General features: G+C 59.5%; 25 protein-coding genes and 1 tRNA gene. 11 read left to right on the top strand and 15 right to left on the bottom strand.

Going from position 1 to position 22,029, the window contains the following annotated elements:
• Positions 1-128: 128 nt before the first annotated feature.
• The 6 genes from JTP94_RS30515 (at position 129) to JTP94_RS30490 (ending at position 6,347) form a co-directional block, all read left to right on the top strand.
• A complete protein-coding gene (locus tag JTP94_RS30515) occupies positions 129-704 on the top strand; it encodes a polysaccharide biosynthesis/export family protein (RefSeq protein WP_204854147.1) in 576 nt (191 codons plus the stop codon).
• A gap of 12 nt (positions 705-716) precedes the next feature.
• Positions 717-1,862 carry a glycosyltransferase family 4 protein gene (locus tag JTP94_RS30510; RefSeq protein ID WP_204854146.1) on the top strand — a complete coding sequence of 382 codons (1,146 nt, stop codon included), beginning with the start codon at positions 717-719 and terminating at the stop codon, positions 1,860-1,862.
• Between the two features lie 76 nt (positions 1,863-1,938).
• Positions 1,939-3,501, top strand: coding sequence for an undecaprenyl-phosphate glucose phosphotransferase (locus tag JTP94_RS30505; protein ID WP_204854145.1), 1,563 nt, complete (start codon positions 1,939-1,941; stop codon positions 3,499-3,501).
• Positions 3,498-4,760 (top strand): O-antigen ligase, encoded by a 1,263-nt coding sequence (locus JTP94_RS30500; RefSeq protein WP_204854144.1) that lies wholly within the window; start codon positions 3,498-3,500, stop codon positions 4,758-4,760. Before JTP94_RS30505 ends, JTP94_RS30500 begins: the two co-directional genes overlap by 4 nt.
• The gene (locus JTP94_RS30495; protein WP_204854143.1) at positions 4,757-5,992 is read left to right on the top strand and encodes a glycosyltransferase family 4 protein; all 1,236 of its coding nucleotides are present in this window, start codon (positions 4,757-4,759) and stop codon (positions 5,990-5,992) included. Before JTP94_RS30500 ends, JTP94_RS30495 begins: the two co-directional genes overlap by 4 nt.
• 64 nt (positions 5,993-6,056) lie before the next feature.
• On the top strand, positions 6,057-6,347 hold the full coding sequence (locus JTP94_RS30490; RefSeq protein ID WP_204854142.1) for a RodZ family helix-turn-helix domain-containing protein: 291 nt from the start codon (positions 6,057-6,059) through the stop codon (positions 6,345-6,347).
• 85 nt (positions 6,348-6,432) lie between these two features.
• Here the strand turns inward: JTP94_RS30490 and JTP94_RS30485 are convergent, their stop codons facing one another.
• Both JTP94_RS30485 and JTP94_RS30480 read right to left on the bottom strand, forming a co-directional pair.
• The gene (locus JTP94_RS30485) at positions 6,433-7,452 is read right to left on the bottom strand and encodes a PHB depolymerase family esterase (protein ID WP_204854141.1); all 1,020 of its coding nucleotides are present in this window, start codon (positions 7,450-7,452) and stop codon (positions 6,433-6,435) included.
• Between the two features lie 228 nt (positions 7,453-7,680).
• Positions 7,681-7,893: a hypothetical protein gene (locus JTP94_RS30480; protein ID WP_034507606.1), complete on the bottom strand. Its 213-nt coding sequence runs from the start codon at positions 7,891-7,893 to the stop codon at positions 7,681-7,683.
• A gap of 248 nt (positions 7,894-8,141) precedes the next feature.
• On the opposite strand from JTP94_RS30480, the gene JTP94_RS30475 reads away from it, so the two are divergent.
• A complete protein-coding gene (locus JTP94_RS30475; protein WP_204854140.1) occupies positions 8,142-8,534 on the top strand; it encodes a hypothetical protein in 393 nt (130 codons plus the stop codon).
• A 91-nt stretch (positions 8,535-8,625) separates the two neighbouring features.
• Entirely contained in the window at positions 8,626-9,327 is a 702-nt protein-coding gene (locus JTP94_RS30470; RefSeq protein ID WP_204854139.1) for a thermonuclease family protein, read from the top strand.
• Positions 9,328-9,363: 36 nt separating this feature from the next.
• Here the strand turns inward: JTP94_RS30470 and JTP94_RS30465 are convergent.
• Both JTP94_RS30465 and JTP94_RS30460 read right to left on the bottom strand, forming a co-directional pair.
• Positions 9,364-9,440, bottom strand: a tRNA-Pro gene (locus tag JTP94_RS30465).
• A gap of 86 nt (positions 9,441-9,526) precedes the next feature.
• Complete coding sequence (locus JTP94_RS30460; RefSeq protein WP_204854138.1) at positions 9,527-9,922, bottom strand: BA14K family protein; 396 nt, start codon at positions 9,920-9,922, stop codon at positions 9,527-9,529.
• Positions 9,923-10,099: 177 nt separating this feature from the next.
• On the opposite strand from JTP94_RS30460, the gene JTP94_RS30455 reads away from it, so the two are divergent.
• The gene (locus JTP94_RS30455; protein WP_204854137.1) at positions 10,100-10,357 is read left to right on the top strand and encodes a hypothetical protein; all 258 of its coding nucleotides are present in this window, start codon (positions 10,100-10,102) and stop codon (positions 10,355-10,357) included.
• Between the two features lie 74 nt (positions 10,358-10,431).
• Here the strand turns inward: JTP94_RS30455 and JTP94_RS30450 are convergent, their stop codons facing one another.
• The 8 genes from JTP94_RS30450 to JTP94_RS30415 form a co-directional block, all read right to left on the bottom strand.
• Positions 10,432-10,758, bottom strand: a complete 327-nt coding sequence (locus JTP94_RS30450; protein ID WP_204854136.1) for a hypothetical protein — start codon at positions 10,756-10,758, stop codon at positions 10,432-10,434.
• A gap of 260 nt (positions 10,759-11,018) precedes the next feature.
• Positions 11,019-12,125, bottom strand: coding sequence for a porin (locus JTP94_RS30445; RefSeq protein ID WP_204854135.1), 1,107 nt, complete (start codon positions 12,123-12,125; stop codon positions 11,019-11,021).
• A 370-nt stretch (positions 12,126-12,495) separates the two neighbouring features.
• On the bottom strand, positions 12,496-13,044 hold the full coding sequence (locus tag JTP94_RS30440) for a MerR family transcriptional regulator (RefSeq protein ID WP_034507621.1): 549 nt from the start codon (positions 13,042-13,044) through the stop codon (positions 12,496-12,498).
• Positions 13,045-13,271: 227 nt separating this feature from the next.
• Positions 13,272-13,610, bottom strand: a complete 339-nt coding sequence (locus tag JTP94_RS30435) for an integration host factor subunit alpha (protein WP_034507623.1) — start codon at positions 13,608-13,610, stop codon at positions 13,272-13,274.
• 107 nt (positions 13,611-13,717) lie between these two features.
• Positions 13,718-14,689, bottom strand: coding sequence for a beta-ketoacyl-ACP synthase III (locus JTP94_RS30430; RefSeq protein WP_204854134.1), 972 nt, complete (start codon positions 14,687-14,689; stop codon positions 13,718-13,720).
• Between the two features lie 19 nt (positions 14,690-14,708).
• A complete protein-coding gene (gene plsX, locus JTP94_RS30425) occupies positions 14,709-15,755 on the bottom strand; it encodes a phosphate acyltransferase PlsX (protein ID WP_204854133.1) in 1,047 nt (348 codons plus the stop codon).
• A gap of 102 nt (positions 15,756-15,857) precedes the next feature.
• A complete protein-coding gene (locus JTP94_RS30420) occupies positions 15,858-16,415 on the bottom strand; it encodes a DUF177 domain-containing protein (protein WP_204854132.1) in 558 nt (185 codons plus the stop codon).
• 10 nt (positions 16,416-16,425) lie between these two features.
• Positions 16,426-16,983 carry a ubiquinol-cytochrome C chaperone family protein gene (locus JTP94_RS30415; protein WP_204854131.1) on the bottom strand — a complete coding sequence of 186 codons (558 nt, stop codon included), beginning with the start codon at positions 16,981-16,983 and terminating at the stop codon, positions 16,426-16,428.
• A 279-nt stretch (positions 16,984-17,262) separates the two neighbouring features.
• Between JTP94_RS30415 and JTP94_RS30410 the strand changes: the two genes are divergently transcribed.
• Positions 17,263-17,772 (top strand): outer membrane protein assembly factor BamE, encoded by a 510-nt coding sequence (locus JTP94_RS30410; RefSeq protein WP_034507632.1) that lies wholly within the window; start codon positions 17,263-17,265, stop codon positions 17,770-17,772.
• A 193-nt stretch (positions 17,773-17,965) separates the two neighbouring features.
• Here JTP94_RS30410 and JTP94_RS30405 read toward each other — a convergent pair whose 3' ends face one another.
• From JTP94_RS30405 to ribH, 3 genes are all read right to left on the bottom strand, one after another.
• Positions 17,966-20,104, bottom strand: a complete 2,139-nt coding sequence (locus JTP94_RS30405; RefSeq protein WP_204854130.1) for a sodium-translocating pyrophosphatase — start codon at positions 20,102-20,104, stop codon at positions 17,966-17,968.
• Positions 20,105-20,351: 247 nt separating this feature from the next.
• The gene (gene nusB, locus JTP94_RS30400; protein ID WP_004122322.1) at positions 20,352-20,834 is read right to left on the bottom strand and encodes a transcription antitermination factor NusB; all 483 of its coding nucleotides are present in this window, start codon (positions 20,832-20,834) and stop codon (positions 20,352-20,354) included.
• 4 nt (positions 20,835-20,838) lie between these two features.
• Positions 20,839-21,294, bottom strand: coding sequence for a 6,7-dimethyl-8-ribityllumazine synthase (gene ribH / locus JTP94_RS30395; RefSeq protein WP_034507636.1), 456 nt, complete (start codon positions 21,292-21,294; stop codon positions 20,839-20,841).
• 199 nt (positions 21,295-21,493) lie between these two features.
• Here ribH and JTP94_RS30390 point away from each other — a divergent pair, with 199 nt between their 5' ends.
• Positions 21,494-22,003 carry a cupin domain-containing protein gene (locus JTP94_RS30390; protein WP_204854129.1) on the top strand — a complete coding sequence of 170 codons (510 nt, stop codon included), beginning with the start codon at positions 21,494-21,496 and terminating at the stop codon, positions 22,001-22,003.
• Positions 22,004-22,029: the final 26 nt, after the last annotated feature.

Below are 22,029 nucleotides of genomic sequence, written 5' to 3'. Positions count from 1 at the left end.
TAGTATTTCGCATGCGTTACTTTCGATAAGTCTAATATTTATGGCAGAATTTTCTTGGCTCTTTACCGACCGTTAACCCTAACGGATCGATAACGGCGACAGTGATTTTCCTCTCCTGTGAGCGCGAAATGCCCTTCGCAACGCCAAAGATTGTTCTGGCACTCGGCATGGCTGCCGTGAGCGCCGCGCTCACCGGCTGCAACACCTATCAGCCTGCGCCGAAGGCCTTCAGCGAATCCACGATTCAGCCGTATATGCTGGATAGCGGCGACCGCCTGCGTGTGACCGTCTTCGATCAGCCGGGCCTGACGAACACCTTTACGGTCGACCAGGCCGGCTATATCGCCTTCCCGCTCATCGGCCAGGTCCCTGCCCGCGGTCGGACATTGCAGCAGCTCTCCGGACAGATCGCGCAGAAGCTTCGCCAGGGATATATCCGCGATCCCGACGTGACAATCGACGTCGATCGTTACCGCTCTGTCTATATCATGGGCGAGGTCGGCCAGCCGGGCCAATATTCCTACGTGCCTGGTATGACCGTGCAGAACGCGATCGCGGTCGCCGGCGGCTTCTCCAGCCGCGCCAACCAGGCCAACGCGGACGTCACGCGCAAGATCAACGGCCACGTGATGACCGGGCGCGTCGGCATCTCCGATCCGGTGCTGGCAGGCGATACGGTCTATGTCAGAGAACGATTGTTCTGACAGCGCCCGATCATGGCAAAACCGCTCCGTATCCTCCATTGCTTCAGGTCTCCGGTCGGCGGGATCTTCCGCCACGTCCGCGACCTAGCGGAAGAACAGAGCAAAGCGGGACACGAAGTCGGCATCCTTTGCGACAGCCTCACCGGCGGGGAGCATGAGGACCGGCTGTTCGACGACATCGCCCCCTTTCTGGCACTCGGCGTGACCCGCCTGCCGATCCGGCGTCAAATCAGCCTCTCCGACGCGACGACGCTTTGGAGCGGTTACAAGAAAATCAAGAGTTTGCGGCCGGATGTGCTGCACGGGCATGGCGCCAAGGGCGGCCTGCTTGCGCGCGTTCTCGGCTCGATCCTGCGGGTGAACAGGTATCGCGTAGCCCGCCTTTATACTGCGCATGGCGGCAGCCTGCATTTCTCGCGCAGCTCACCACAGGGAATGCTGGTGCACAGCCTGGAGCGGATACTGGAATTTCTGACTGACGGTCTGATCTTCATCTGCGATTTCGAGCGCCGGACCTACGAAAGGAAAGTAGGCAAGCCGCGCACGCGCTCGGTCATGATCTACAACGGCATCAGCGAGCGGGATTTTCGCAGTATACCCACACGATCGGACTCCGTGCATTTCGTCTATATCGGCATGATGCGGGACCTGAAGGGTCCCGATCTCTTTATGGACGCTTTCGCAAAGACAGAGCGGCGGATCGGCAGGCCACTATCCGCGCTGATGATCGGCGACGGCCCGGACAGGGACAGATACCGCGCCATGATGATCGAGCAGGGTCTCGGTCACCGTATCGGCATGCTGCCGGCCATGCGCGTACACGAAGCCTTCTCCATGTCTCAAAACGTCGTCGTTCCCTCACGCGCCGAGGCCATGCCCTACATCGTTCTGGAAGCGCTTGCCGCAGGAAAGACGGTGATCGCTTCGCGCGTCGGCGGCATTCCCGAGGCACTCGGCGAAAGCAGCGCCGCACTCGCCGAACCAGACGATGCCGACGATCTGGCGCGCGTCATGGCCGAAGCGATCACGGAACCGGACTGGAGCAGCCGCAACATGCCGAATATCCACGCGATCCGCTCGACCTTTTCAGCCTCCGTCATGGCGAGAGATACTTTGCACCTGTATCATAATATACTTGGATTAGACGGAGAACATTAGAATACAAGCAAGTGGTGTAAGCGTTTTTTAGCTGATATCTGCTAGGCCATTTCCGGTAACGACCGGATGAATTGCCATGAACAACATCGACAAGTCCGAGCAGTTTAACTTGGACAATATTCGCAAGCAGGTTTCCGAAATCCGCACACGTGGCGCCGAAGAAGCCCACAGCGAGCGTCCGGCCGGCGATATCAATGCCTATGCGCTGCAGATCGCCGAACAATTTCGCGAAGGCAATCAGACGCCGGCCATCATCATAGGGCAATATCGGCTCTTCGAATTCCTGTCGTTGCTTGCCGTCGGGCTGGCGATCCTCTTCTTCGGAATGACAACGGACGGTCACCCTTTCCTCTCGAAAGCCGTGGTGACCGTCGCGCTCAGCGGCCTTGCAATCGTCTTTCTACAGGTGGCCGACGCATATCAGATACCGATCTTGCGCGCGCCACAGCGTTTCCTGCAACGAATTCTCGGGCCATGGGCAGCAGCCTTCGTCGTCATGACCCTTGCCCTCCTCCCGTTCGACGTCAACAATATCTATTCGTTCCGCCTTCTCGGCATCTGGCTCGCGACCGGCGCGGCGTTTCTTTTGGTTGCCCGCCTGGTCTTCGCATACGGCATTCGTCATTGGGCTCGCAACGGTGTCATGGAAAGACGTGCCGTCATCGTCGGCGGCGGTGAGCCGGCCAAGGAGCTGATCCGCGCGCTCGAGCATCAGGTTGACAATGATATACGCATCTGCGGCATCTTCGATGATCGCGGCGAAAAACGTTCGCCCGTCATGGTCGCCGGTTACCCGAAGCTGGGCACGGTTGGCGAACTGGTCGAGTTCGCCCGGTTGACGCGCATAGACATGCTGATCATCGCGCTGCCGATCAGCGCCGAAGACCGCATTCTGCAATTGCTCAAGATGCTCTGGGTGCTGCCCGTCGACATTCGGCTTGCGGCGCATGCCAACAAGCTGCGCTTCCGCCCCCGCGCCTATTCGCATGTGGGCGCCGTGCCGATGCTCGATATCTTCAACAAGCCGATCCGCGATTGGGATGGCGTCGCCAAGCGCATCTTCGATGTCCTCTTCAGCGTGCTGGCGCTCACGCTTCTTTGGCCGATCATGCTCGGCGCGGCGATTGCCGTGAAGACGACGTCGAAAGGCCCCGTGTTCTTCATGCAGAAGCGCCACGGCTTCAACAACGAGATCATCAAGGTCTTGAAGTTCCGCTCCATGTATACGCACATGAGCGACCCGACCGCCCGCAACGCCGTTACCAAGAACGACCCTCGCGTCACGCCTGTCGGACGCTTCATCCGCAAGACCTCGATCGATGAGCTGCCGCAGCTCTTCAACGTGCTGCTTGGCAATCTCTCGCTCGTCGGGCCGCGACCGCATGCCGTGCTCGCCGCCAGCCACAATCGCACCTATGCCGATGTCGTCGAAGGCTATTTCGCTCGCCATCGCGTCAAGCCCGGCGTTACAGGCTGGGCGCAGATCAACGGCTGGCGCGGCGAAATCGACAGCGACGACAAGATCAAGTTCCGCACCGCATACGACCTCTATTACATCGAGAACTGGTCGCTGGCGTTCGATCTGAAGATCCTCTTCCTGACGCCGTTCCGGCTGCTCAATACGGAAAACGCCTATTGACCGCGATCGACCTCCCATCGTCTCGCGTCGCGCAGCCGCAGTTGGCCGCATTGCGGCTGATCGGAACGGCCAGCGTCGCCTTCGGAGTGTTCCTGTCGGGCTTCGTGATCGAAGAGCCCGCCCCCTATGAAGTGTGGCTTGCCTTTCTCATCGGCGCCTGGTTCGTCCTTGGGCTAAAGATCTCCCGCAGCGTCGCGCCGCTTTTGGCCTTGTTTCTGGCCTTCAATGTCGGCGGCATGCTCTCGATCACGCAAATGCGCGATCTAGGCGCCGGTGCCCATCTCGACGGCCCGATCTATATCGCCGTCTCCACCTTTCTCGCGCTAAGCTCGGTCTTCTATGCCGCCATCATCGAGGACAGCGAAAGACGGCTGAAGCTGATCTTCAACACCTGGGTCGTCGCCGCGTTGATCACGGCGAGCCTCGGCATCCTCGGCTATTTCCATGCCGTACCCGGCTTCGACATCTTCACCCGCTACGACCGTGCGATGGGTGCGTTCCAGGATCCGAACGTCTTCGGTCCCTATCTGGTGACGCCGACCATATACCTCATGCACGGTATCCTGATCGGCGATCTGAAGAAGGCGCCAATCAAGGGCATCTGCCTGTTCATTCTGGCCTTCGGCATCTTCCTGTCCTTTTCCCGCGCCGCCTGGGCCCTGTTTGCATTCGCCTCGGCGATGCTGATCTTTTGCATGCTGCTGAAGCATCGCAGCAACGCATTCCGGCTGCGCATCCTTGTCATGTCGCTGACGGCGGTCATCCTCATGGTCGTCCTGCTCGTCGTCGCGCTGCAATTCCATCAGGTCAGCGACCTGTTCTCCACGCGTACGCAACTCGTGCAGGACTATGACGGCGGCCACCTCGGCCGCTTCGAACGTCATCGCATCGGCTTCATGCTGTCGATGGAGAAGCCGCTCGGCATCGGCCCGCTCGTATTCTCCACCCTATTTCGCGAGGACGAACACAATATCTGGCTGAAGACGCTGACCACCTACGGCTGGCTCGGCTTCTTCTGCTGGGTCAGCATGATCTGCTGGACCATCTATATCGGCTTCCGCAATCTCCTGAAGGAGCGGCCCTGGCAGCCCTACGTGATGATCGCCTGGATCGTCGTTCTCGGCCATGTCGGCATCGGCAACGTCATCGATACCGACCACTGGCGCCACCTTTACATGTTGATCGGCATTGTCTGGGGCTGCGGCGCCCTTGAGCGGAAGTATCAGCGTAGCTTGAGCCGAAGGGAAGCAGCACCGTGAACATTCATAGTGGCACCAAGCGTCTGTCGCTGCTGCAAGTTCTCGAGCCGAGCGGCGGCGGCTCCGGACGGCATTTCCTCGATCTGTGCCGGGCGATGCAGCGGCGCGGTCATTCGGTGACCGCCGTCTATTCGCCGCTGCGCGCCGAGGCCGCCTTCGTCGCGGAGCTCGAAGGCATGGGCGTCGACAACGTCATCCCGCTTGCCATGCGACGTGCTCCAGGCCCCTGGGATGTCACCGCATGGTGGCATCTGCGCAGAATAGCAGCCCTTTATGGACCATTCGATCTGATCCACGGCCATAGCTCGAAAGCCGGGGCACTGACACGATTGCGACTGCCGGGACGACATGTGCCGGTCCTTTACACGCCGCATGCCTTTCGCACCATGGACCCGACGCTCGGCTCGCGGGGCCGGTTGATCTATGGCGGCATCGAGCGCTTTCTCGGCAACCGGCTGACCGACCGCCTGATCTGTGTCTCCCGGGACGAATATAACCATGCGCTGTCGCTGGGCATTCCCGAAGCGCGTCTGCGCATCGTCGTCAATGGCGTCAGTGCACCGCCGACCAGCCAACGCGCTGCCATCCGCACGCGCTACGGCATCCCTCATGACGCCCTACTCTTCGGTTTCGTCGGCCGATTGACCCCGCAGAAGGCGCCGGAGCGGCTTGTCGAAGCCTTTTCCCGCATCGCCCATGGCTTGCCGCAGGCCCATTTGCTGATGATCGGGATCGGGGAGCTTGCGGAAGCCGTCAACGGCATGATCAAGGCCGCCGGGCTGGCGCACCGCGCCCGCCTTGACGGCAGCATACCGGGCGTTACCGCCATCGATGCGTTCGATGTCGTTGTCATGCCGAGCCGATATGAGGCAATGTCCTATGTGATGCTGGAAGCGGCGTCGGCAGGCAAACCGCTGGTGCTGGCCGATGTCGGCGGCGCACGCACGGTGCTGGAGCCCGACAGGAACGGTTACATCGTCCCGAACAGCGACGATCCCGCGGAACTTGCCGCCGCGATGTCGCACTTTGCCGACCCAAATCTGCTTGCACGCGTTGCCGCCGAGGCCCGCCGCCGCAAGGACGGCTATACGCTCGACGGTATGGCCGATGCGACCGAGGAGATCTATTTCGACCTGCTCGGCTATCCCGCTCCTGTTCGCTTGGAACGGCCGGAAAAAGTCCCGTTGCCTGACGTCACCCAAAAGCGGACGAAGAGCGCTGCCGCATTCTAAACTCGAACGCGGTTTTCATCCGAAATGGGTTCCGATTTTCGGGCTTATGCGATACAGTTAAACCATGATTACATCAGCACAATTACGCGGCGCGCGCGCCTTGCTCGGACTGACGACGGAGACGCTCGCCAGCGAGAGCAAACTGCCGGTATCGACGATCGAAGCGCTGGAAACGGATGTCAATTCCTCCGATGCCAGGGCGCTTGCCACTGTTCGTTCCGTCCTCGAAACCCGCGGTGTGCTTTTCCTTGCCAGCGGCAGCGATGACGCCGGCGGCGCCGGCATCCGCTTCAAGCATTGGGCTGAGGATGGCGGCATTCGGCCGGAAAACCTGAACGCCACCAATGATGATTGAGGCCGAAAGCATGTCGCGCAAACGTGCGCGGCGGTTTTGCGATAACGATATGTGAAAATCAAAGACCTAAAGATCGCGCCGCGCTTTAGGCCGCTAGCCCCCAACCCTTGACCAGTTGCTCCGGCGCGGAAACGGCCGCGGCCAGGATGAAGCGCTCGGTATCGTTTGCCGGCTCCCTGCCCTCGATGACCGAACCGACCGGCAAGCCATGGCCGAAATCGTTCAGCGTGACGAGCTCCAGGATCATGTTGCCATAATCGTCGCGCCATTCGCGACGCTCGCCGCCTTCGAAAAGGCGCAGGCGGCCCTTGGTCTGCGGACGATCGCGCAAGGCAAGCCACTGAGCGACCGATGCTTCCGCGTTGGCAAAGGATACGACATCGTCGGCATCGCCATGCCAGATGGAAACAACGGGATAGCTGTTGGCATCGGGCGAGACCTCGCGAACGAGATCAGCCCATTTTTCGGCCGTGCGCGTGGAGCCGCGATTCATGACGTCCAGGGCCGACATGGCATCGCGGGCGGCTCCGAAAGGCAAGCCGCCGATGACGGCGCCCGCGGCAAACAGCTCCGGATAGGTCACAAGCAGTGCCGCGGCCATGGCGCCGCCGGCAGACAGACCCATGACGAAAATCCTGTTGTCGTCGATCTCGTGCAGCCGTCGGCTGGAATCGATCATCTCGCGGATAGAACCCAGCTCGCCACGGTCGCGCGTCACCATGCTCGGGCGAAACCAGTTGAAACACAGATTGGGATTGTTCGACGTCTTCTGCTCGGCGTAAAGCACGGCGAACCCGTGCTGACGAGCCAGGGCTGACCAGCCGCTGGCGCGATCGAAATCCTCGGCGTTCTGATGACACCCGTGCAGGACGACGACGAGCGGCATCGGCCCCTTGATGCCCGGCGGCACATATTCGAGCATGCGAAGATCGCCGGGATTGCGACCAAACCACAGAACTTCCGTCAGTTGCTGCGGCACCGGGCGCGTGGAGACGCGACGACGCGGCGGCGGAGATTGCGGCCGTGTCACCGGAAACATGAGCTGCGGCAGCTCGACGGAATCGACAAGCAGGCGGCGAAGCCGGCTCGGAACTTTGAAATTCATTATGGACCTTTCAGATTATCCACGCCCGCCGCTAGTGGTTTTCCTCCGTCGCGGCAGCCGCGCACCGTCCCTCAAGGGAATCAGTGACATCGAGAGACAGACTCTCTTTGTGCAATGCAGCAAATATAGGGTGGCGGTGCAGCTTCGAACAGGCACAAAGCATCATTGCTGCTATGTGAAATCAGCTTAAATCGATTAGATTCAGGGCCATAAAAAAACGCGGTTGTGTCAGAAATAAGCCCTTGCAAGCGCAAGGAGCTTGGCATCGTCCTTCACGCCCTGGCGGTAAAGCTGGATGATCAATGCACCCAGGCGCTCAGCTTCCGGACTGCGCGGGTTCATGCCGCGATCCTGACAGACAGCGTCAAGAACCTTCTCCAGACGGTCGAGATCGTCCGAAAACAGGGGTAAATCCCGTGGATGTATGGGGGTTTCTAACATTTGCGCTGCCTCGTCCTTCGGGCAGAAGCACGCAACAACGTCGCCGGTGCCCGCTAATACCCGACGATACTACTAGACTATGCTCCTTGGCCACAGGCTTGGCAAGGAAGCTTTTGCGCGATCGCCGCCACTAATGCATTTCTGATTCGCAAACCGAGCGGCAATCCCGCCAACGATACAATTTTAAGTTACACCATCACCAAGCCTTCATCCGCATTTGCGATAAGTGGCGCAAACGGAGAGATGATATGACCAGATTTTTTATCCCGACCATTCTCGGCCTGTTGCTCGCCAGCACGGCCCTGCCGGCCCTTGCACAGAACTTTCAGAACCTTCCCTTGCGCAATCCTCGTCAGCCGCCGGAAGGATATATTTCCGTGCAGTCGGGAATATCGATTTCCTATTCGGTACCGGACGGCGACAACGAGGAGCAGCAGGAGAAGGCCTTGAAATCCTTCTACAAGATCGCCGCGAGCAGCTGCGCGACCTTGCTCGATACCATTGCCGACGCCTGCGAGATCAGCGCCATGTCGAGCAATACCTCGGTCAACAATCTCGACAGCCGCGGGCCGAGGCTCTCGGTAAACGGACAGGTGACGATGTCGGTCAAACTGAAGCCAGCCACCGCATCGGCGAAATAGGAATCCCTGTTCCCGATAGCCAGCGATGCGAAAGCCAACGGATCGGTAAGAAATCGCGGCGATAATCCCCTCGCAATTGAGGGATAATACCATGGCGAAAGCGAAACGACGCACACGGCGCAAGCCGCAATCCAGGGCGGGCAATTCGATGTGGCTGTGGGGTGTCGTCGGCCTGGCGGCCGTGGCCGGCATCTACGCCTACCAACATCGCAAGGAAATGCCGTCGATGCTCGCCCATGCCGGCGCAGTCGCCGGCATGCCGCATGTGGCAGAGGAAGCGCCGGTGCCGGCAATCAGACCGAAGATCAAGACGGCCGCGGTCGCGGTCGCTCCGGAACCGCGGACGACATCCGCCCTGCCCGTGCCGCCGGCCGCCATTCCCGTCGCGATGCCGGTCAGCAAGATGCCGATCGAACGGCCAACGCCCGGCTTACGGGCTCAGACCGGCGGCCGGTTTGTGCTTTGTGGCCCCGGCTCGGGCACGAACTGCGTGGTTGATGGCAACACCTTCTGGCAGGATGGCGTCAGGATCCAGTTGGCCGATGTCGATGTACCGGATGCCGATGCCGCGCGCTGCCCGAGTGAGAGGCAAAAGGCAGTAACCGCGAAACTGCGCCTGCAGGCCCTCCTCAACGACGGAACCTTCGTGCTTTCCGGCAGCAACCGCGGCGACGACCAGAATGGCGGCAAGCTGCGCATCGCCATGCGCGCCGGCCGCTCGATCGGCGACCAACTCGTCTCCGAAGGACTCGCGCGGCGCTGGACGGGCCAGGCATCCTCTTGGTGCAGCTAAATCACTGAAAATTCGATTGGGAGCTCAAGGAGATAATGGTCGGGGCGACAGGATTTGAACCTGCGACCCCTTGACCCCCAGTCAAGTGCGCTACCGGGCTGCGCTACGCCCCGACCTGCCGAAACGGCTTGTTTCGTTTAGAGTTTAGAGTTTCGCGACGCAAGCGAAAAGTAGTGGCCCGCTCAGAAAAAGTTCCGACTCAGCGGCACTCGCGCCTTGGCCCACGGCTCGGCTGATAGCTGTTGTCCGAGGCGCGGTAGGAGCCGTAGCGGCTTGCGCAGGCGCGGGCATGGCTATCGTAATAGCCTTGGGCGCGTTGCCCGCTGAACAGCGTGCCTGTCACGAAGGATTTGAAGAGCACGCCGCTGTCCGAATTGTCATCATAGTAGCTATCCGAACCGTGGCGCCGATGGCCACCCCTCCAGTGATTATGATTGTGCCAATGGCCATGGCCGTGATCATGAACCTGAATAACGTCGGACTGTTCGGGCACCGACAGTGCCGGCATGGTGATGGCACCGGCCGGCATGGCGACGCCAGCCGTCAGCAGCAAACCAAAGCCCACGGCAGTTACCGACCTGGCAATCGTAAACATATACGCCTCCTTCGAAATCCGGCAGCGGCGCCAAGCACATATGCGTGAAACAGCCTTGTCGCCAAGCGCGCCGATATTACCTCTATATAGTGATCTGGAACCATGCTCACAGATGCCCTTTCGTCTTTATTGCGAGACGAAATTAAGAGAATAAGAAGCGATCGGAAAGTTGAGGCAATGAAACCCTTGATAGCCTTGCTGCTGTGCGCGCCGCTGCTTGCCGCATGCACCACAACCCAGTCATTGGAACCTGTTCCCGGCAGCATTACCTATCACGGCCAGCCGCACATGAAGCTGACGCAATCGCCACCCGGCACGCGGTTGCAGCATCACTTCACCAATCAATGGGGCGAGGATGTCTTTGAAACCTACATCATCCAGCCTGACCGCAGCCTGAAGCTGGTCAGCCGGGAGGTGATGACCCAGCCGTTCTGAGAGCGACCGGAAAACGAAAACTCCGCCGGTGTGAGACGCCGGCGGAGTTTTCGTTTTGACGTTTAGGCGATCGCTTACCAGCAGCGATAGCAGCGGCGGTAGTACGGGCGGCCATAATAGCCGCGGTGATGGTTATCGCTGACTGCGGCACCGACCAGAACGCCGCCGATGATACCGGCAGCAGCAAGCCCGGCGGCCTGATTTTCAGCCTGCTGCGCCTGGGCGCGATTGGCCTGGTAGGTGGCGCCGACGCAGCGATTGTAGCGCTGCGAGCCGGGGCGGAAGCCCTGCGACTGGCAGGTCATTTCAGCATTCATCGCAGATTCCTGCGGTGTCTGACAGCTCGATAGAATGGTGGTTACGGCGACGAGGCTCGCCGCTACGGTGGCACGTATACGCATATTCCCTCCGGCAATTTATAGTGCAATCCCGGGATTGCGAAATACAGCCAAAGGTAAGCTTTAGCAAGCCAGTCCTACCAAACAATACGCGAAAGGCGGTAAAATCCCTCAAAATCACACGCAAAGAGGGCATCGTGCTTAACAGGCCCATACCATTTGCTCGCTGCAAGACAAAAGGCCCCACCTAACGGCAGGGCCTTCGAGATCCAGCTTGCGTCTTTGGCCACATTCAAGTGGCCGAGACATCCGTTTATGTCCGATCAGAAATTCCGCTCGAAACGGAGGATGCCGGCGACGGTATCGTCGTTGATGAAGTCGTAGTGAACATAGGTCAATTCCGGCTCGATCAGGAGATCCTTGACCGGATTGAACTTGAGGTTGGTGGTCGCCTCGAAGATCTTCGACTCGGTATAGGCAAGCTGCAGGTTCCACTTCAGCTTGTCGTTGACCGGAACGCCGACACCACCCCAAAGTGCCCAGTCGCCCCAGCCGCATTTTCCCGCATTAACGGTGCCGCTCGAGGTCGTGCAGGCAGAGACGTCCTGGTTGGTGCCGGCATACTTGTTCAGCTTGTCGCCGTCCGTGTTCCAGCCGCCCATCAGGAAGGCTTCCACAGCCCCGAATTTGGCATCGATGCGCGCCTTGATGGCGCCTTCTTCGACGATGGAATCATAACCGCCGACGACCTTGAAGCCCCAGTTACCCACCTTGTAGCCGAAACCGGCGACGGCATCGGGAGCGTAATGGTTGGACTTGTCGTCCGTCCACCAGCTAGCGCCATAAGATGCACTGCCGTCGGAGGTGGAGTAACTGTCTTCGAGCGAGACCACAGCCGTGAAGCCGTTGCCGGCATCGTAGTTGTAGGTCAGCTGGTTCAGTTCGTAAGGGCCGTCATAGATCACGTCGTCGTTGACGACGTCGCCAGCATAACCCATGTACAGGTTGTACTGCGAATCGAGCTTACCAACCGTGAAGCCACCGAGGCTGATATTGGCAAACAGCAGCTTGGCGCTGGTCGCATTTCCATCGTTCCACTCCCAGCGAAAGATGGTGTTGGTCTTCAGCGGACCGTATTCGGTGTCAGTTGCCGTATCGACATTGAGCTCCACGCGCTCATGCCACAGCGTGCCGACCCTGCTACTCGGATTGTAGGCATCATACCACTCGCCTTCGGTACGGACCTTGCCGCCCACCTTCAGGCAGGTTTCGGTGCCGGGGATATAGAAATAACCGGTGCCGTAGGCGTCGCAGATGCGGACGTATTCAAGTGGTTCAGGCTCGGCCGCAACAATTGCGTCAGCGGCATGGGCAGCGCTCGCTGCGGCGATGGCAGCGGCGGAGCCAAGAAGAAGGCTCTTGATGTTCATGATATCTCCATTCGACTATCCATCAGGGATGGAGCCTCAAGGTAGATAACATCATACCCCTCCATGGCCTGACTCACTGTTACCCTATTACAGGGCGAAGCACGAGGCTTCCGTTTCAAACTGGACCCGCCGCCAAAGTCGGTCAAATTAATAAGGCTGCCGAACTATTTTTTACAACGCATAAGAGTGGCAAATGTGACAAAAATATCACGGCGGTGTATCTGACCATATTGCGAGCATCCGATGCGTTTCCCAAAGGTGCGCAAAGGAAGCATATACATGTCTCGGTTGCATTTCCGTTGAAAAACGCAAGGCGTGCCCTTGGACGCTGTACCGAACGACGCCGGGCGACGGAGTGACCGAATATCGCTTATCGCACCTGATCAAGCAGACGTTTGCACTCCAGCAGGTCATAGAGCGTTTCCTGAAGCAACGCCCGATCCTCCTTGCCGACACTGGACTTGCCAAGCGAGACATCCGGCATGCCGTCCTCCCCGCTGACGAAATTAAAGAACCGACGGCTTATCGGCGCCTTGGCGCGCCCGACAATCTGGTCGTCCTCCGGATTGGTGGAACCAATACGCGGTTCGACCGGCGCAGGCTCCTGTGCCGCCCCGGCAAGCGCCTCGACGCTGGCGAGATCCCCGTGGCCAACGGCGATAACGAACTTGTTGCCGTTAGTTTTCAGAAGCTTCTGAACGCCTTTGATCGTATAGCCGTGATCGTATAGCAGATGGCGGATGCCATTCAGGAGGTCGACATCCTCCGGCCGGTAATAGCGCCTACCGCCGCCACGCTTCATCGGCTTGATTTGCAGAAAGCGTGTTTCCCAGAACCGTAGGACATGTTGCGGCAGATCAAGGTCTTCGGCAACTTCGCTGATCGTGCGAAATGCATCCGGGCTCTTGTCCATCATGATACTCCCACAGCGCGACTACGGCGCCATTCGCGCCAGATCACGCAAAACCTGATATCGGCACCGCATCCTATCACGATGCGACTCACCATATTTCAACGGTTTGCCAGGAGAAATTCAAGTCATCTCTTCGGCCGCTACACAAGCAAACTGCAAAAAGCCCAAGAAAGACATCGAAAAGGGTCGCATCGCAGGCACCCTGCCGATGGGAAACAAATGGAGTGAATGGATCAGGAGGCCGGATTTACCGGCCTGGCTTTCGCCTTGCGGCTCGCATGAGCCTTGAGGATGCGGGTCTTCAGGACGTTGGATGCCTTGAAGGTCATGACGCGCCGCGGAGAGATCGGAACTTCCTCGCCGGTCTTCGGATTTCGCCCGACACGTTCATTTTTGTCGCGCACCTGAAAAGTCGCGAATGAGGAGAGCTTTACGGTTTCTCCACGCACGATGGCGTTGCAAATTTCATCTATAACAGTCTCGACGAGTTCCGCCGACTCCGTCCGGGAGAGACCGACTTTCCGGAATACCGACTCCGCCAGATCTGCGCGCGTCACTGTCTTGCCCGTCATAGCTCCCCGCCCATATTGATAGGTAATCTTATTCAAGCCGTACGAGACTATTGCCCTTGCGCCAAACGGTCAAGCTCTTGTTCGGAATCGGCTTTTAGAGATGAGGCCTACCAGCGTAACAGGACTGCGCCCCAGGTGAAACCGCCGCCCATGGCTTCCAGCATGACCAGATCGCCCTTCTTGATTCGGCCGTCACCGGCAGCAACCGCGAGCGCCAGCGGGATTGAAGCGGCCGACGTATTGCCATGGAGATCGACGGTGATCACAACCTTCTCGGGAGCAATTCCGAGCTTTTTGGCGGACCCGTCGATGATGCGCCTGTTCGCCTGATGTGGCACCAGCCAGTCAAGGTCGTCAGCCGTCGCACCGGCGGCCTTGAAGGTAGCCTCGATAACGTCGGTGATCATGCCGACGGCGTGTTTGAACACCTCGCGTCCCGCCATATGCAGCACGCCGACCGTTCCCGTCGTGGAGGGACCGCCGTCGACATAGAGCTTATCTTTGTGCGCGCCATCCGAACGCAGGCTTGCCGTCAGCACGCCGCGATCACTGCTGGCGCCGCTCCCCTCGCCTGCCTCGAGGATCAGCGCGCCGGCGCCGTCACCGAAGAGAACGCAGGTCGTGCGGTCGGTCCAATCGAGGATGCGGGAGAATGTTTCGGCGCCGATGACGAGCACGCGCTTGGCAAGGCCGCAGCGAATGTAGGCGTCTGCGGTCGTCACGGCATAGACGAACCCGGTACAGACGGCCTGGACGTCGAAGGCAAAGCCATGATGCATGCCGAGCCGGTTCTGGATATTCACCGCGGTGGCGGGAAACGTGTTGTCGGGCGTCGAGGTGGCGACGATGATCAGATCGAGATCGTCGGCCGTCAGCCCGGCGTTGGCGAGGGCGGCGCGTGCCGCCTGCTCACCCAACGAAGCCGTGGTTTCGCCTTCGCCTGCAATGTGGCGCTGGCGAATACCGGTGCGCTGGACGATCCAGTCGTCGGTGGTGTCGACAACCTGTTCCATCTGTGCATTGGTCATGACACGCTTGGGGAGCGACGCCCCAAATCCGCGGACAACTGAACGGATCATTCTGCTTGTACCCCGTCGCTCATGCCGCTTCCGGCCCGATCGGGGGAAGCCGTTTGGCATGATACTTTTTCAAATCGTTTTCGATTTTCTGCGTAAGTCCGTTCTTGGCCATGTCGTAGCCGACATCGATGGCGGCTGCAAAGGCTTCCGCGTTCGCGCCACCGTGGCTCTTGATGACAATGCCGTTGAGGCCGAGGAAAACGCCGCCATTGACCTTGCTGGGGTCTAGCTTTTCGCGCAGCAGGTCGAAAGCTCCCTTGGCGAAGATATAGCCGATGCGGGCCAGCAGCGTGCGCGTCATCGCCGAGCGCAAATAAGAACCGATCTGCTTTGCCGTGCCTTCCGCAGCCTTCAAGGCGATGTTGCCGGAGAAGCCTTCCGTGACCACGACATCGACCGTACCCTTGCCGATATCGTCGCCCTCGACGAAGCCGGAATATTCCAGCGATTCGAGATTGGCCTCGCGGATCAGGCGACCGGCATCCTTGACCTCTTCCTGACCCTTGATTTCTTCGACGCCGACATTCAGCAGGCCGACCGTCGGGCGCTCGATCTCGAAAAGCGCGCGTGCCATCGCACCGCCCATCAGGGCAAAATCAAGCAGCTGCTGCGCATCCGCGCCAATGGTGGCGCCGACATCGAGCACAATGCTTTCGCCGCGCAGCGTCGGCCAGATTGCGGCGATCGCCGGACGTTCGATATTGGCCATGGTGCGCAGGCAGAATTTCGCCATTGCCATCAGCGCCCCGGTATTGCCGGCCGAGACCACGACGTCGGCGGCCCCCACCTTCACCGCTTCGATGGAACGCCACATGCTGGATACGTAACGGCCGCGGCGCAGCGCCTGGCTCGGCTTTTCGTCCATGCTGATGGCAACATCGCATTCGTGAAAGGCAGATCTTTCCCGAAGCTTCGGATATCTGGCAAGGATCGCCTCACAGCGATCCTTTTGGCCATACATGAGGAAAGTGATATCGGGATGCCTATCCAGCGCCTTGGCCGCGCCGGGAACAACAACCTCAGGGCCGAAGTCGCCACCCATTAGGTCAAGAGAAATTCTGATCACGCGTCCCTAGTCCTTTTTGTCCGCCGGGCCTGGCGAATTTGGCGTCAAAATACCGTTTTCTCCCTCGGTTACAACTGAATTGTGCTCAGTTGCCACGAGGGTCTATTCCTTTTTCCAGTCTTTCAGAACGGCGAATGGGGAAGGTTTCCTGTCATTTTCGCCGGCGTCTTCGATGTGCCCTTCAAACTCGACATCGGGCTTGCGCGGATAAGGATCGATGGCGAGCGCCGCGAACTCCGCAGCAACAGCACCGGCATCGATCGTGTCGCCGATGAACGTGTCGGGAAGATCCGGACCATCGGGATCGAGCACCATTTCACCCGCAGCCACCGATGGCGCGCGCGCCAGTTTGGAATCCTCCGGTACGAAAATATGCTCGAAATTCTCGTCGATGTCAGACTCGACCGGTTCGAGCGTGACGACGCAGGCCTGGACAAGCTTTGCCCTCACATTGCCCTTGATCCGCACGCCGTCGCGCTTCCAGCGCGAGATCTTCAGATCCGCTTCGAGTTTTTCCACGGAAAGGACATCCCAAAGCGTCGCCAAGCCCGCAAGCTCGCGATCATCCGCCTCGACATGCACATCCACCGGATTGGCGGAGATATGACCGACCTTCACCGGATAGGAAAACGGCGTTTCATCGGAGTTGTGTGTTTTCATTTTTTGCCTCCTAACCTACCTTTTGGCCGAGCTTGCCTGGCTGCGGCAGCGTCGCCGAGCCCGTGGCGATGTCGGCCTCCGTCACGGCGGCCAAATGCGCCTCGGCGTCCATCATCCAGTCGGCCAGCGCCGCCATCGAGGCTGCTCCCGCATCCGTCTTGGGATAGATGTTGCGACGAAGTGCTGCGGCAAGTGCAGCACGATCATTGCCGTCCATGGCCGTCGCATAGCTTTCGAGCCGACCGTAAAACATGCCGGCGAGTTTCTTCATGCGCTTCGGCACGCTGTTGTCACCAATTCCAAGCTCGCGGATCGAATAGTCGATATCCTCGAAAAACGCATCGACGATTTCCTGTGCAAGCTCCTGGCCACTGGTCGCGGACGATCGCGTGCGGCGGAAAAACAGGATCATGACAACCGAAAGCAATTCGAAGCGCCCCATCACCGTATCCGGCACGTCGTAGCCGGTATAGAAAACCGGCTCTCGCGCCATCGATGTCAGAACCTCATATTGCCTGACGACGATAATCTGATTGTGATTTCTTTTGCGGAATAGCCCAAAAATCATGAAAATTCCCGGAATTGGCTCATTCAGAGCGCCCCGTTTTTGCTTGGCCTTGTTGCATCCACGCCAAAGCTGGTTTACCGAAGCAGGCGCGAATTGCAATGCCGTTTGTGCCCGCTTCAAGGCTCCCGCCCTTACCTTCATCACGCTGTGGATGTCGGTGATGAAGAGTGACGAACAACACCATTGTAGCTTTTTCGATCGCGGAAAGGCCACAATGATGTGCGCAGCAAGATCATACCGGCCGCTCGGCCATCGGATTGATTCATTAGGGGAGATGAGATGTCGTTGACCAGACGGTATTTCAAGTCTGACATTACTTTCAGCAGCAGTGCCGCCATCGCCCTGGTGATTGCGACCGTAGGACTTACGGGTTGCCAGACCGGCGAGGTCATGAACAACGGCTACATCTTCGATCAGCAGTCGCTCGCCCTTGCGCCCGTCGGCTCGAGCCGCGAGCAGGTGCTGCTGTCGCTCGGTACGCCCTCAACCACCGCGACCTTCGACGGCGAGGTTTTCTACTATATCTCCCAGAAGCGCACACGCGCCGTCGCCTTCATGAAGCCGAAGCTGGTCGACCAGAACATCCTGGCGATCTATTTCGACAAGGACGGTATCGTGAAGCAGGAAGCGAACTATACGCTGAAGGACGGCAGGGTCTTCGACATGATCAGCCGTACGACGCCGACCGGCGGTCGCGACATCACCTTCCTGCAGCAGATCCTGCAGGGCGGCGGCCAGGGCGTGAACGGCGCGAGGAACTTCCTCAACAACCTAAACCCGGGCCAATAGGCCGCGGGAAGGTACTCCAAAGAAAAACCCGCGAGGCATAGCGCCCCGCGGGTTTTCTTTATGCGTTCGGTTTTCTTCGGCTAGAGCGGATGATTTTAGGTCGAGTCGACCTAAAATCTGAATCCGCTCTATAATCAAAAAAGTAGAGCATGATGTCGTCCGAAAACCGCTCCACACTTTTCGGCATCATGCTCTATCCGGCAAGGACAGCCAGCAGCAGCAATGCAACGATATTGGTGATCTTGATCGCCGGATTGACAGCCGGGCCGGCCGTATCCTTGTAGGGATCACCGACGGTATCACCCGTCACCGACGCCTTGTGGGCTTCGGAGCCCTTCATGTGGCGCGTCCCGTCCTTGTCGACGAAGCCATCCTCGAAGCTCTTCTTGGCATTGTCCCAGGCACCGCCGCCTGACGTCATGGAAATGGCGACGAAGAGGCCATTGATGATCACGCCGAGCAGCGAAGCGCCGAGTGCGGCGAAGGCCGAAGCCTTGGAGCCGGATATCAGAAGCACGCCGAAATAGACGACGATCGGCGCCAGCACCGGCAGCAGCGACGGAATGATCATCTCGCGAATGGCAGCCTTGGTCAAAAGGTCGACAGCGCGGCCATAATCGGGACGTTCCGTGCCCTGCATGATGCCTGGTTTCTCGCGAAACTGCCTACGCACTTCCTCCACGATCGAACCCGCAGCGCGGCCGACGGCCGTCATGGCGATGCCACCGAAGAGATAGGGAATCATGCCGCCGAACAGCAACCCGGCAACGACGTAGGGATTAGAGAGATCGAAGGAGATCGTCCCCACATTGGCGAAATAGGGGAATTGATCGCCATGGGAGGCAAAATATTTCAAGTCGTTCGAATAGGCGGCAAACAGCACCAGCGCGCCGAGGCCGGCCGAGCCGATGGCATAGCCTTTCGTCACCGCCTTGGTGGTATTGCCGACGGCGTCCAGCGCATCGGTCGACTTGCGCACTTCCGGCGGAAGATGCGACATTTCGGCAATGCCGCCGGCATTGTCGGTCACTGGGCCGAAGGCATCGAGCGCAACGATCATGCCGGCGAGCCCAAGCATGGCCGTCACGGCGATGCCCGTGCCGAACAGGCCGCCGAGCTGATAGGTGGCGAGAATGCCGCCGACGATGACGAGCGCGGGCAGCGCCGTCGATTCCAGCGAGACGGCCAAGCCCTGGATGACGTTGGTGCCGTGGCCGGTGACGGACGCCTGGGCGATGGAATTGACCGGCCGCTTGTTGGTGCCGGTGTAGTATTCGGTGATGACGACGATGAGCGCCGTGACGATCAGCCCGACGATGCCGCAGAGGAACAGGTTCGTTCCGGTGATATCAAAACCTGCGACGGTGCCGATCGAACCCCAGCCGATGGTCAGCGACGTGGCGACCGCGAGACCGACGATCGACAGGAGACCCGTGGCGATCAGCCCCTTGTAGAGCGCGCCCATGATCGAACCGTTGGCGCCGAGCTTGACGAAGAAGGTGCCGATGATCGAGGTGATGATGCAGGTGCCGCAGATCGCCAACGGATAGATCATGGCGGAGTCAAGCACCGGCGTGCCGGCGAAGAAGATCGCGGCGAGAACCATGGTGGCGACCACAGAGACCGCATAGGTCTCGAACAGGTCGGCCGCCATGCCGGCGCAATCGCCGACATTGTCGCCGACGTTGTCAGCAATGGTCGCGGGGTTGCGCGGATCGTCCTCAGGGATACCCGCTTCTACCTTGCCGACGAGATCGCCGCCGACATCTGCGCCCTTGGTAAAGATGCCGCCGCCGAGACGGGCGAAGATCGAAATCAGCGACGCGCCGAAACCGAGCGATACGAGAGCGTCGATGACATCGCGCGAGCCCGGCTCATGACCGAGAATACCGGTCAGCACATAGAAGTAGATGGAGACGCCGAGCAATGCGAGGCCGGCAACCAGCATGCCGGTGATGGCGCCCGACTTGAAGGCGATATCGAGACCGGCCGCCAGGCTGTGCGACGAGGCCTGCGCCGTGCGGACGTTGGCGCGCACGGAGACATGCATGCCAATAAAACCGGCCGCGCCCGACAGGATGGCGCCGACCAGGAAACCGAAAGCGGCTTCAGCAGACAATAGAAGCCAGGCCGCGATGAAAACAATGACACCGACAATTGCAATGGTTCTATATTGACGCGCCAGATAGGCCTGCGCGCCTTCCCGAATATAACCCGCAATTTCCTGCATGCGTGCATTGCCCTGATCGGCAGCAAGCACCGACCGGGTCGTCCAGATGGCGTAAACCACCGAGAGCAGCCCGCACGCTATAACACCTAAAAGAATTGACATTTCGCTTTTTCCCTCCAAAAAGCCGGCGGTTCACTCCTCGCCCGGCCGCCCGCGACAACCGTGACCGCCCTCCTCCAAGACGACCGACAGATGTGCAGTGCGAGATTGCTGTTGGGAAAACGTCGCGTCAAGACCGCCCACGGGTAAAACACCCGCTGGAGGTTCAAAAGAATATCCGTAGCTGAAATCAGGCGCGAACGAAGGAAACGAAAGTGCAAACCGCAGCGGTCAGCGCCTCCAAGGAAGCCTATTTCTTGGCTTCACCGCGAACCTGCTTGGCGATTCGGTCGAGCACGGCATTGACGAGTTTCGGTTCGTCCTCTTCAAAGAAGGCGTGGGCGATCTCGACATATTCGGTGACGATGACCGGAACCGGCACGTCCTTGCGATCGAGAAGCTCGAATGTGCCGGCGCGCAGGATGGCGCGCACGGTGCTGTCGAGACGCGACAGCGCCCAGTCGTCCTGAAGGGCAGAGCCGATCAGCGGGTCGAGCCGGGTCTGTTCGCGCACGACGCCTGATACGATGGAGCGAAACCAGGATGCGTCGGCCTTCAGATAGGTCTCGCCGTCCAGCTCCTGTCCGAGACGGTGCGCCTCGTATTCGGCCACCACCTCCAGCACGCCGGTTCCGCCGATATCCATCTGATAGAGCGCCTGAACGGCGGCAAGGCGAGCTGCCCCCCGCTGGTTCGCGGGCTTTGCCGGTCGCTCGTTATCCTGATTGCTCATGAACTTATGCACCCAACTTTTGTCTCAGCGCGATCATCGTCAGCGCTGCGCGGGCGGCAAAGCCGCCCTTGTCCTTTTCCGAGCGGCGCGCGCGCACCCAGGCCTGATCATCATTCTCGACGGTCAGGATGCCATTGCCGATCGCAAGCGATTCGCTGACGGCCAGATCCATCAGCGCGCGCGAGGATTCGCCGGCAACGATGTCGAAATGATAGGTTTCGCCGCGAATGACCATGCCGAGAGCGACGTAGCCGTCATACTGCGTACCGCCGTTATCCGCACCATCGAGGGCCATGGCGATCGCAGCCGGAATTTCCAGCGCGCCCGGCACGGTGACGATCTCATAGGTCGCTCCGGCCTCTTCGAGGGCGGTCTTGGCGCCGTCGAGCAGGGCATCGGCCATATCGTCGTAGAAGCGGGCTTCGACGATGAGGATATGGGCATTGGTAGAGCTGGACATATATCACCTGCGAATTGAGTGGGGGCGGCACCTTGCTAGGCCGGGTCAAACCACGGCGGGCCTCGCTTGGCAAGTGTTTTTCAGCGGCCGCCGCCGATTCTAGCCCTATTTGGAGGTCATCGGAACACCCATGGAAATTGTCGCTTCCGTGCATGCAACTGCTTCGATAATAATTCCGGACCTGGGAAGGGGGAGGCTCATGACAAAAAAAACCAGACCCGCCGTCAATGTCGGCGAACTTCAGTTGGATCATTGGCAACAGGGGAGCTTCTTCGCCGGCAGCGATACCTCCTTCGGTGCGTTGCTCGGCCTGAAGAACATCGGCATCAGCTACAACGAAGTGCCCCCCGGCAAATCGGGCTGTCCGTTTCACAATCATCATGTCGAAGAGGAGCTCTTCGTCATTCTCGACGGCGAAGGCGATTATCGCTTCGGCGATCAGCGCATCCCCGTCAGCAAAGGCGATGTGTTGGGCGCTCCGACCGGCGGCCCGGAGACTGCGCATCAATTGATCAATACCGGCCCGGCGGTGCTGATCTATCTCGCCATTTCGACCAAGGCTCAAACGGAAGTCGTTGAATATCCCGATTCCGGCAAGTTCCTGGCGAAGACCTATCGGGGTGGCGAAGCGGCATTCCGCGTCATCGGCCGCGCCGCTAGCCTCGATGTGGATTACTGGGACGGCGAGCCGGGCGCATCGAACGACTGACTGCAACCACGGAAATACCTGACAGC

This window comes from Martinezella lusitana, assembly GCF_016901135.1.
Taxonomy (GTDB): Bacteria; Pseudomonadota; Alphaproteobacteria; order Rhizobiales; family Rhizobiaceae; genus Rhizobium; species Rhizobium lusitanum_D.
The sequence above is the reverse complement of the archived record's forward strand: the minus strand, read 5'-3'. Positions and strand labels throughout refer to the sequence as shown.

Coding starts and splice junctions, on each gene's coding strand:
- JTP94_RS30515 (WP_204854147.1), top strand. CDS start 129: ATGCCCTTCGCAACGCCAAAGATTGTTCTGGCACTCGGCATGGCTGCC.
- JTP94_RS30510 (WP_204854146.1), top strand. CDS start 717: ATGGCAAAACCGCTCCGTATCCTCCATTGCTTCAGGTCTCCGGTCGGC.
- JTP94_RS30505 (WP_204854145.1), top strand. CDS start 1,939: ATGAACAACATCGACAAGTCCGAGCAGTTTAACTTGGACAATATTCGC.
- JTP94_RS30490 (WP_204854142.1), top strand. CDS start 6,057: ATGATTACATCAGCACAATTACGCGGCGCGCGCGCCTTGCTCGGACTG.
- JTP94_RS30485 (WP_204854141.1), bottom strand. CDS start 7,452: ATGAATTTCAAAGTTCCGAGCCGGCTTCGCCGCCTGCTTGTCGATTCC.
- JTP94_RS30480 (WP_034507606.1), bottom strand. CDS start 7,893: ATGTTAGAAACCCCCATACATCCACGGGATTTACCCCTGTTTTCGGAC.
- JTP94_RS30475 (WP_204854140.1), top strand. CDS start 8,142: ATGACCAGATTTTTTATCCCGACCATTCTCGGCCTGTTGCTCGCCAGC.
- JTP94_RS30470 (WP_204854139.1), top strand. CDS start 8,626: ATGGCGAAAGCGAAACGACGCACACGGCGCAAGCCGCAATCCAGGGCG.
- JTP94_RS30460 (WP_204854138.1), bottom strand. CDS start 9,922: ATGTTTACGATTGCCAGGTCGGTAACTGCCGTGGGCTTTGGTTTGCTG.
- JTP94_RS30455 (WP_204854137.1), top strand. CDS start 10,100: ATGAAACCCTTGATAGCCTTGCTGCTGTGCGCGCCGCTGCTTGCCGCA.
- JTP94_RS30450 (WP_204854136.1), bottom strand. CDS start 10,758: ATGCGTATACGTGCCACCGTAGCGGCGAGCCTCGTCGCCGTAACCACC.
- JTP94_RS30445 (WP_204854135.1), bottom strand. CDS start 12,125: ATGAACATCAAGAGCCTTCTTCTTGGCTCCGCCGCTGCCATCGCCGCA.
- JTP94_RS30435 (WP_034507623.1), bottom strand. CDS start 13,610: ATGACGGGCAAGACAGTGACGCGCGCAGATCTGGCGGAGTCGGTATTC.
- JTP94_RS30430 (WP_204854134.1), bottom strand. CDS start 14,689: ATGATCCGTTCAGTTGTCCGCGGATTTGGGGCGTCGCTCCCCAAGCGT.
- JTP94_RS30420 (WP_204854132.1), bottom strand. CDS start 16,415: ATGAAAACACACAACTCCGATGAAACGCCGTTTTCCTATCCGGTGAAG.
- JTP94_RS30415 (WP_204854131.1), bottom strand. CDS start 16,983: ATGATTTTTGGGCTATTCCGCAAAAGAAATCACAATCAGATTATCGTC.
- JTP94_RS30410 (WP_034507632.1), top strand. CDS start 17,263: ATGTCGTTGACCAGACGGTATTTCAAGTCTGACATTACTTTCAGCAGC.
- JTP94_RS30405 (WP_204854130.1), bottom strand. CDS start 20,104: ATGTCAATTCTTTTAGGTGTTATAGCGTGCGGGCTGCTCTCGGTGGTT.
- nusB (WP_004122322.1), bottom strand. CDS start 20,834: ATGAGCAATCAGGATAACGAGCGACCGGCAAAGCCCGCGAACCAGCGG.
- ribH (WP_034507636.1), bottom strand. CDS start 21,294: ATGTCCAGCTCTACCAATGCCCATATCCTCATCGTCGAAGCCCGCTTC.
- JTP94_RS30390 (WP_204854129.1), top strand. CDS start 21,494: ATGACAAAAAAAACCAGACCCGCCGTCAATGTCGGCGAACTTCAGTTG.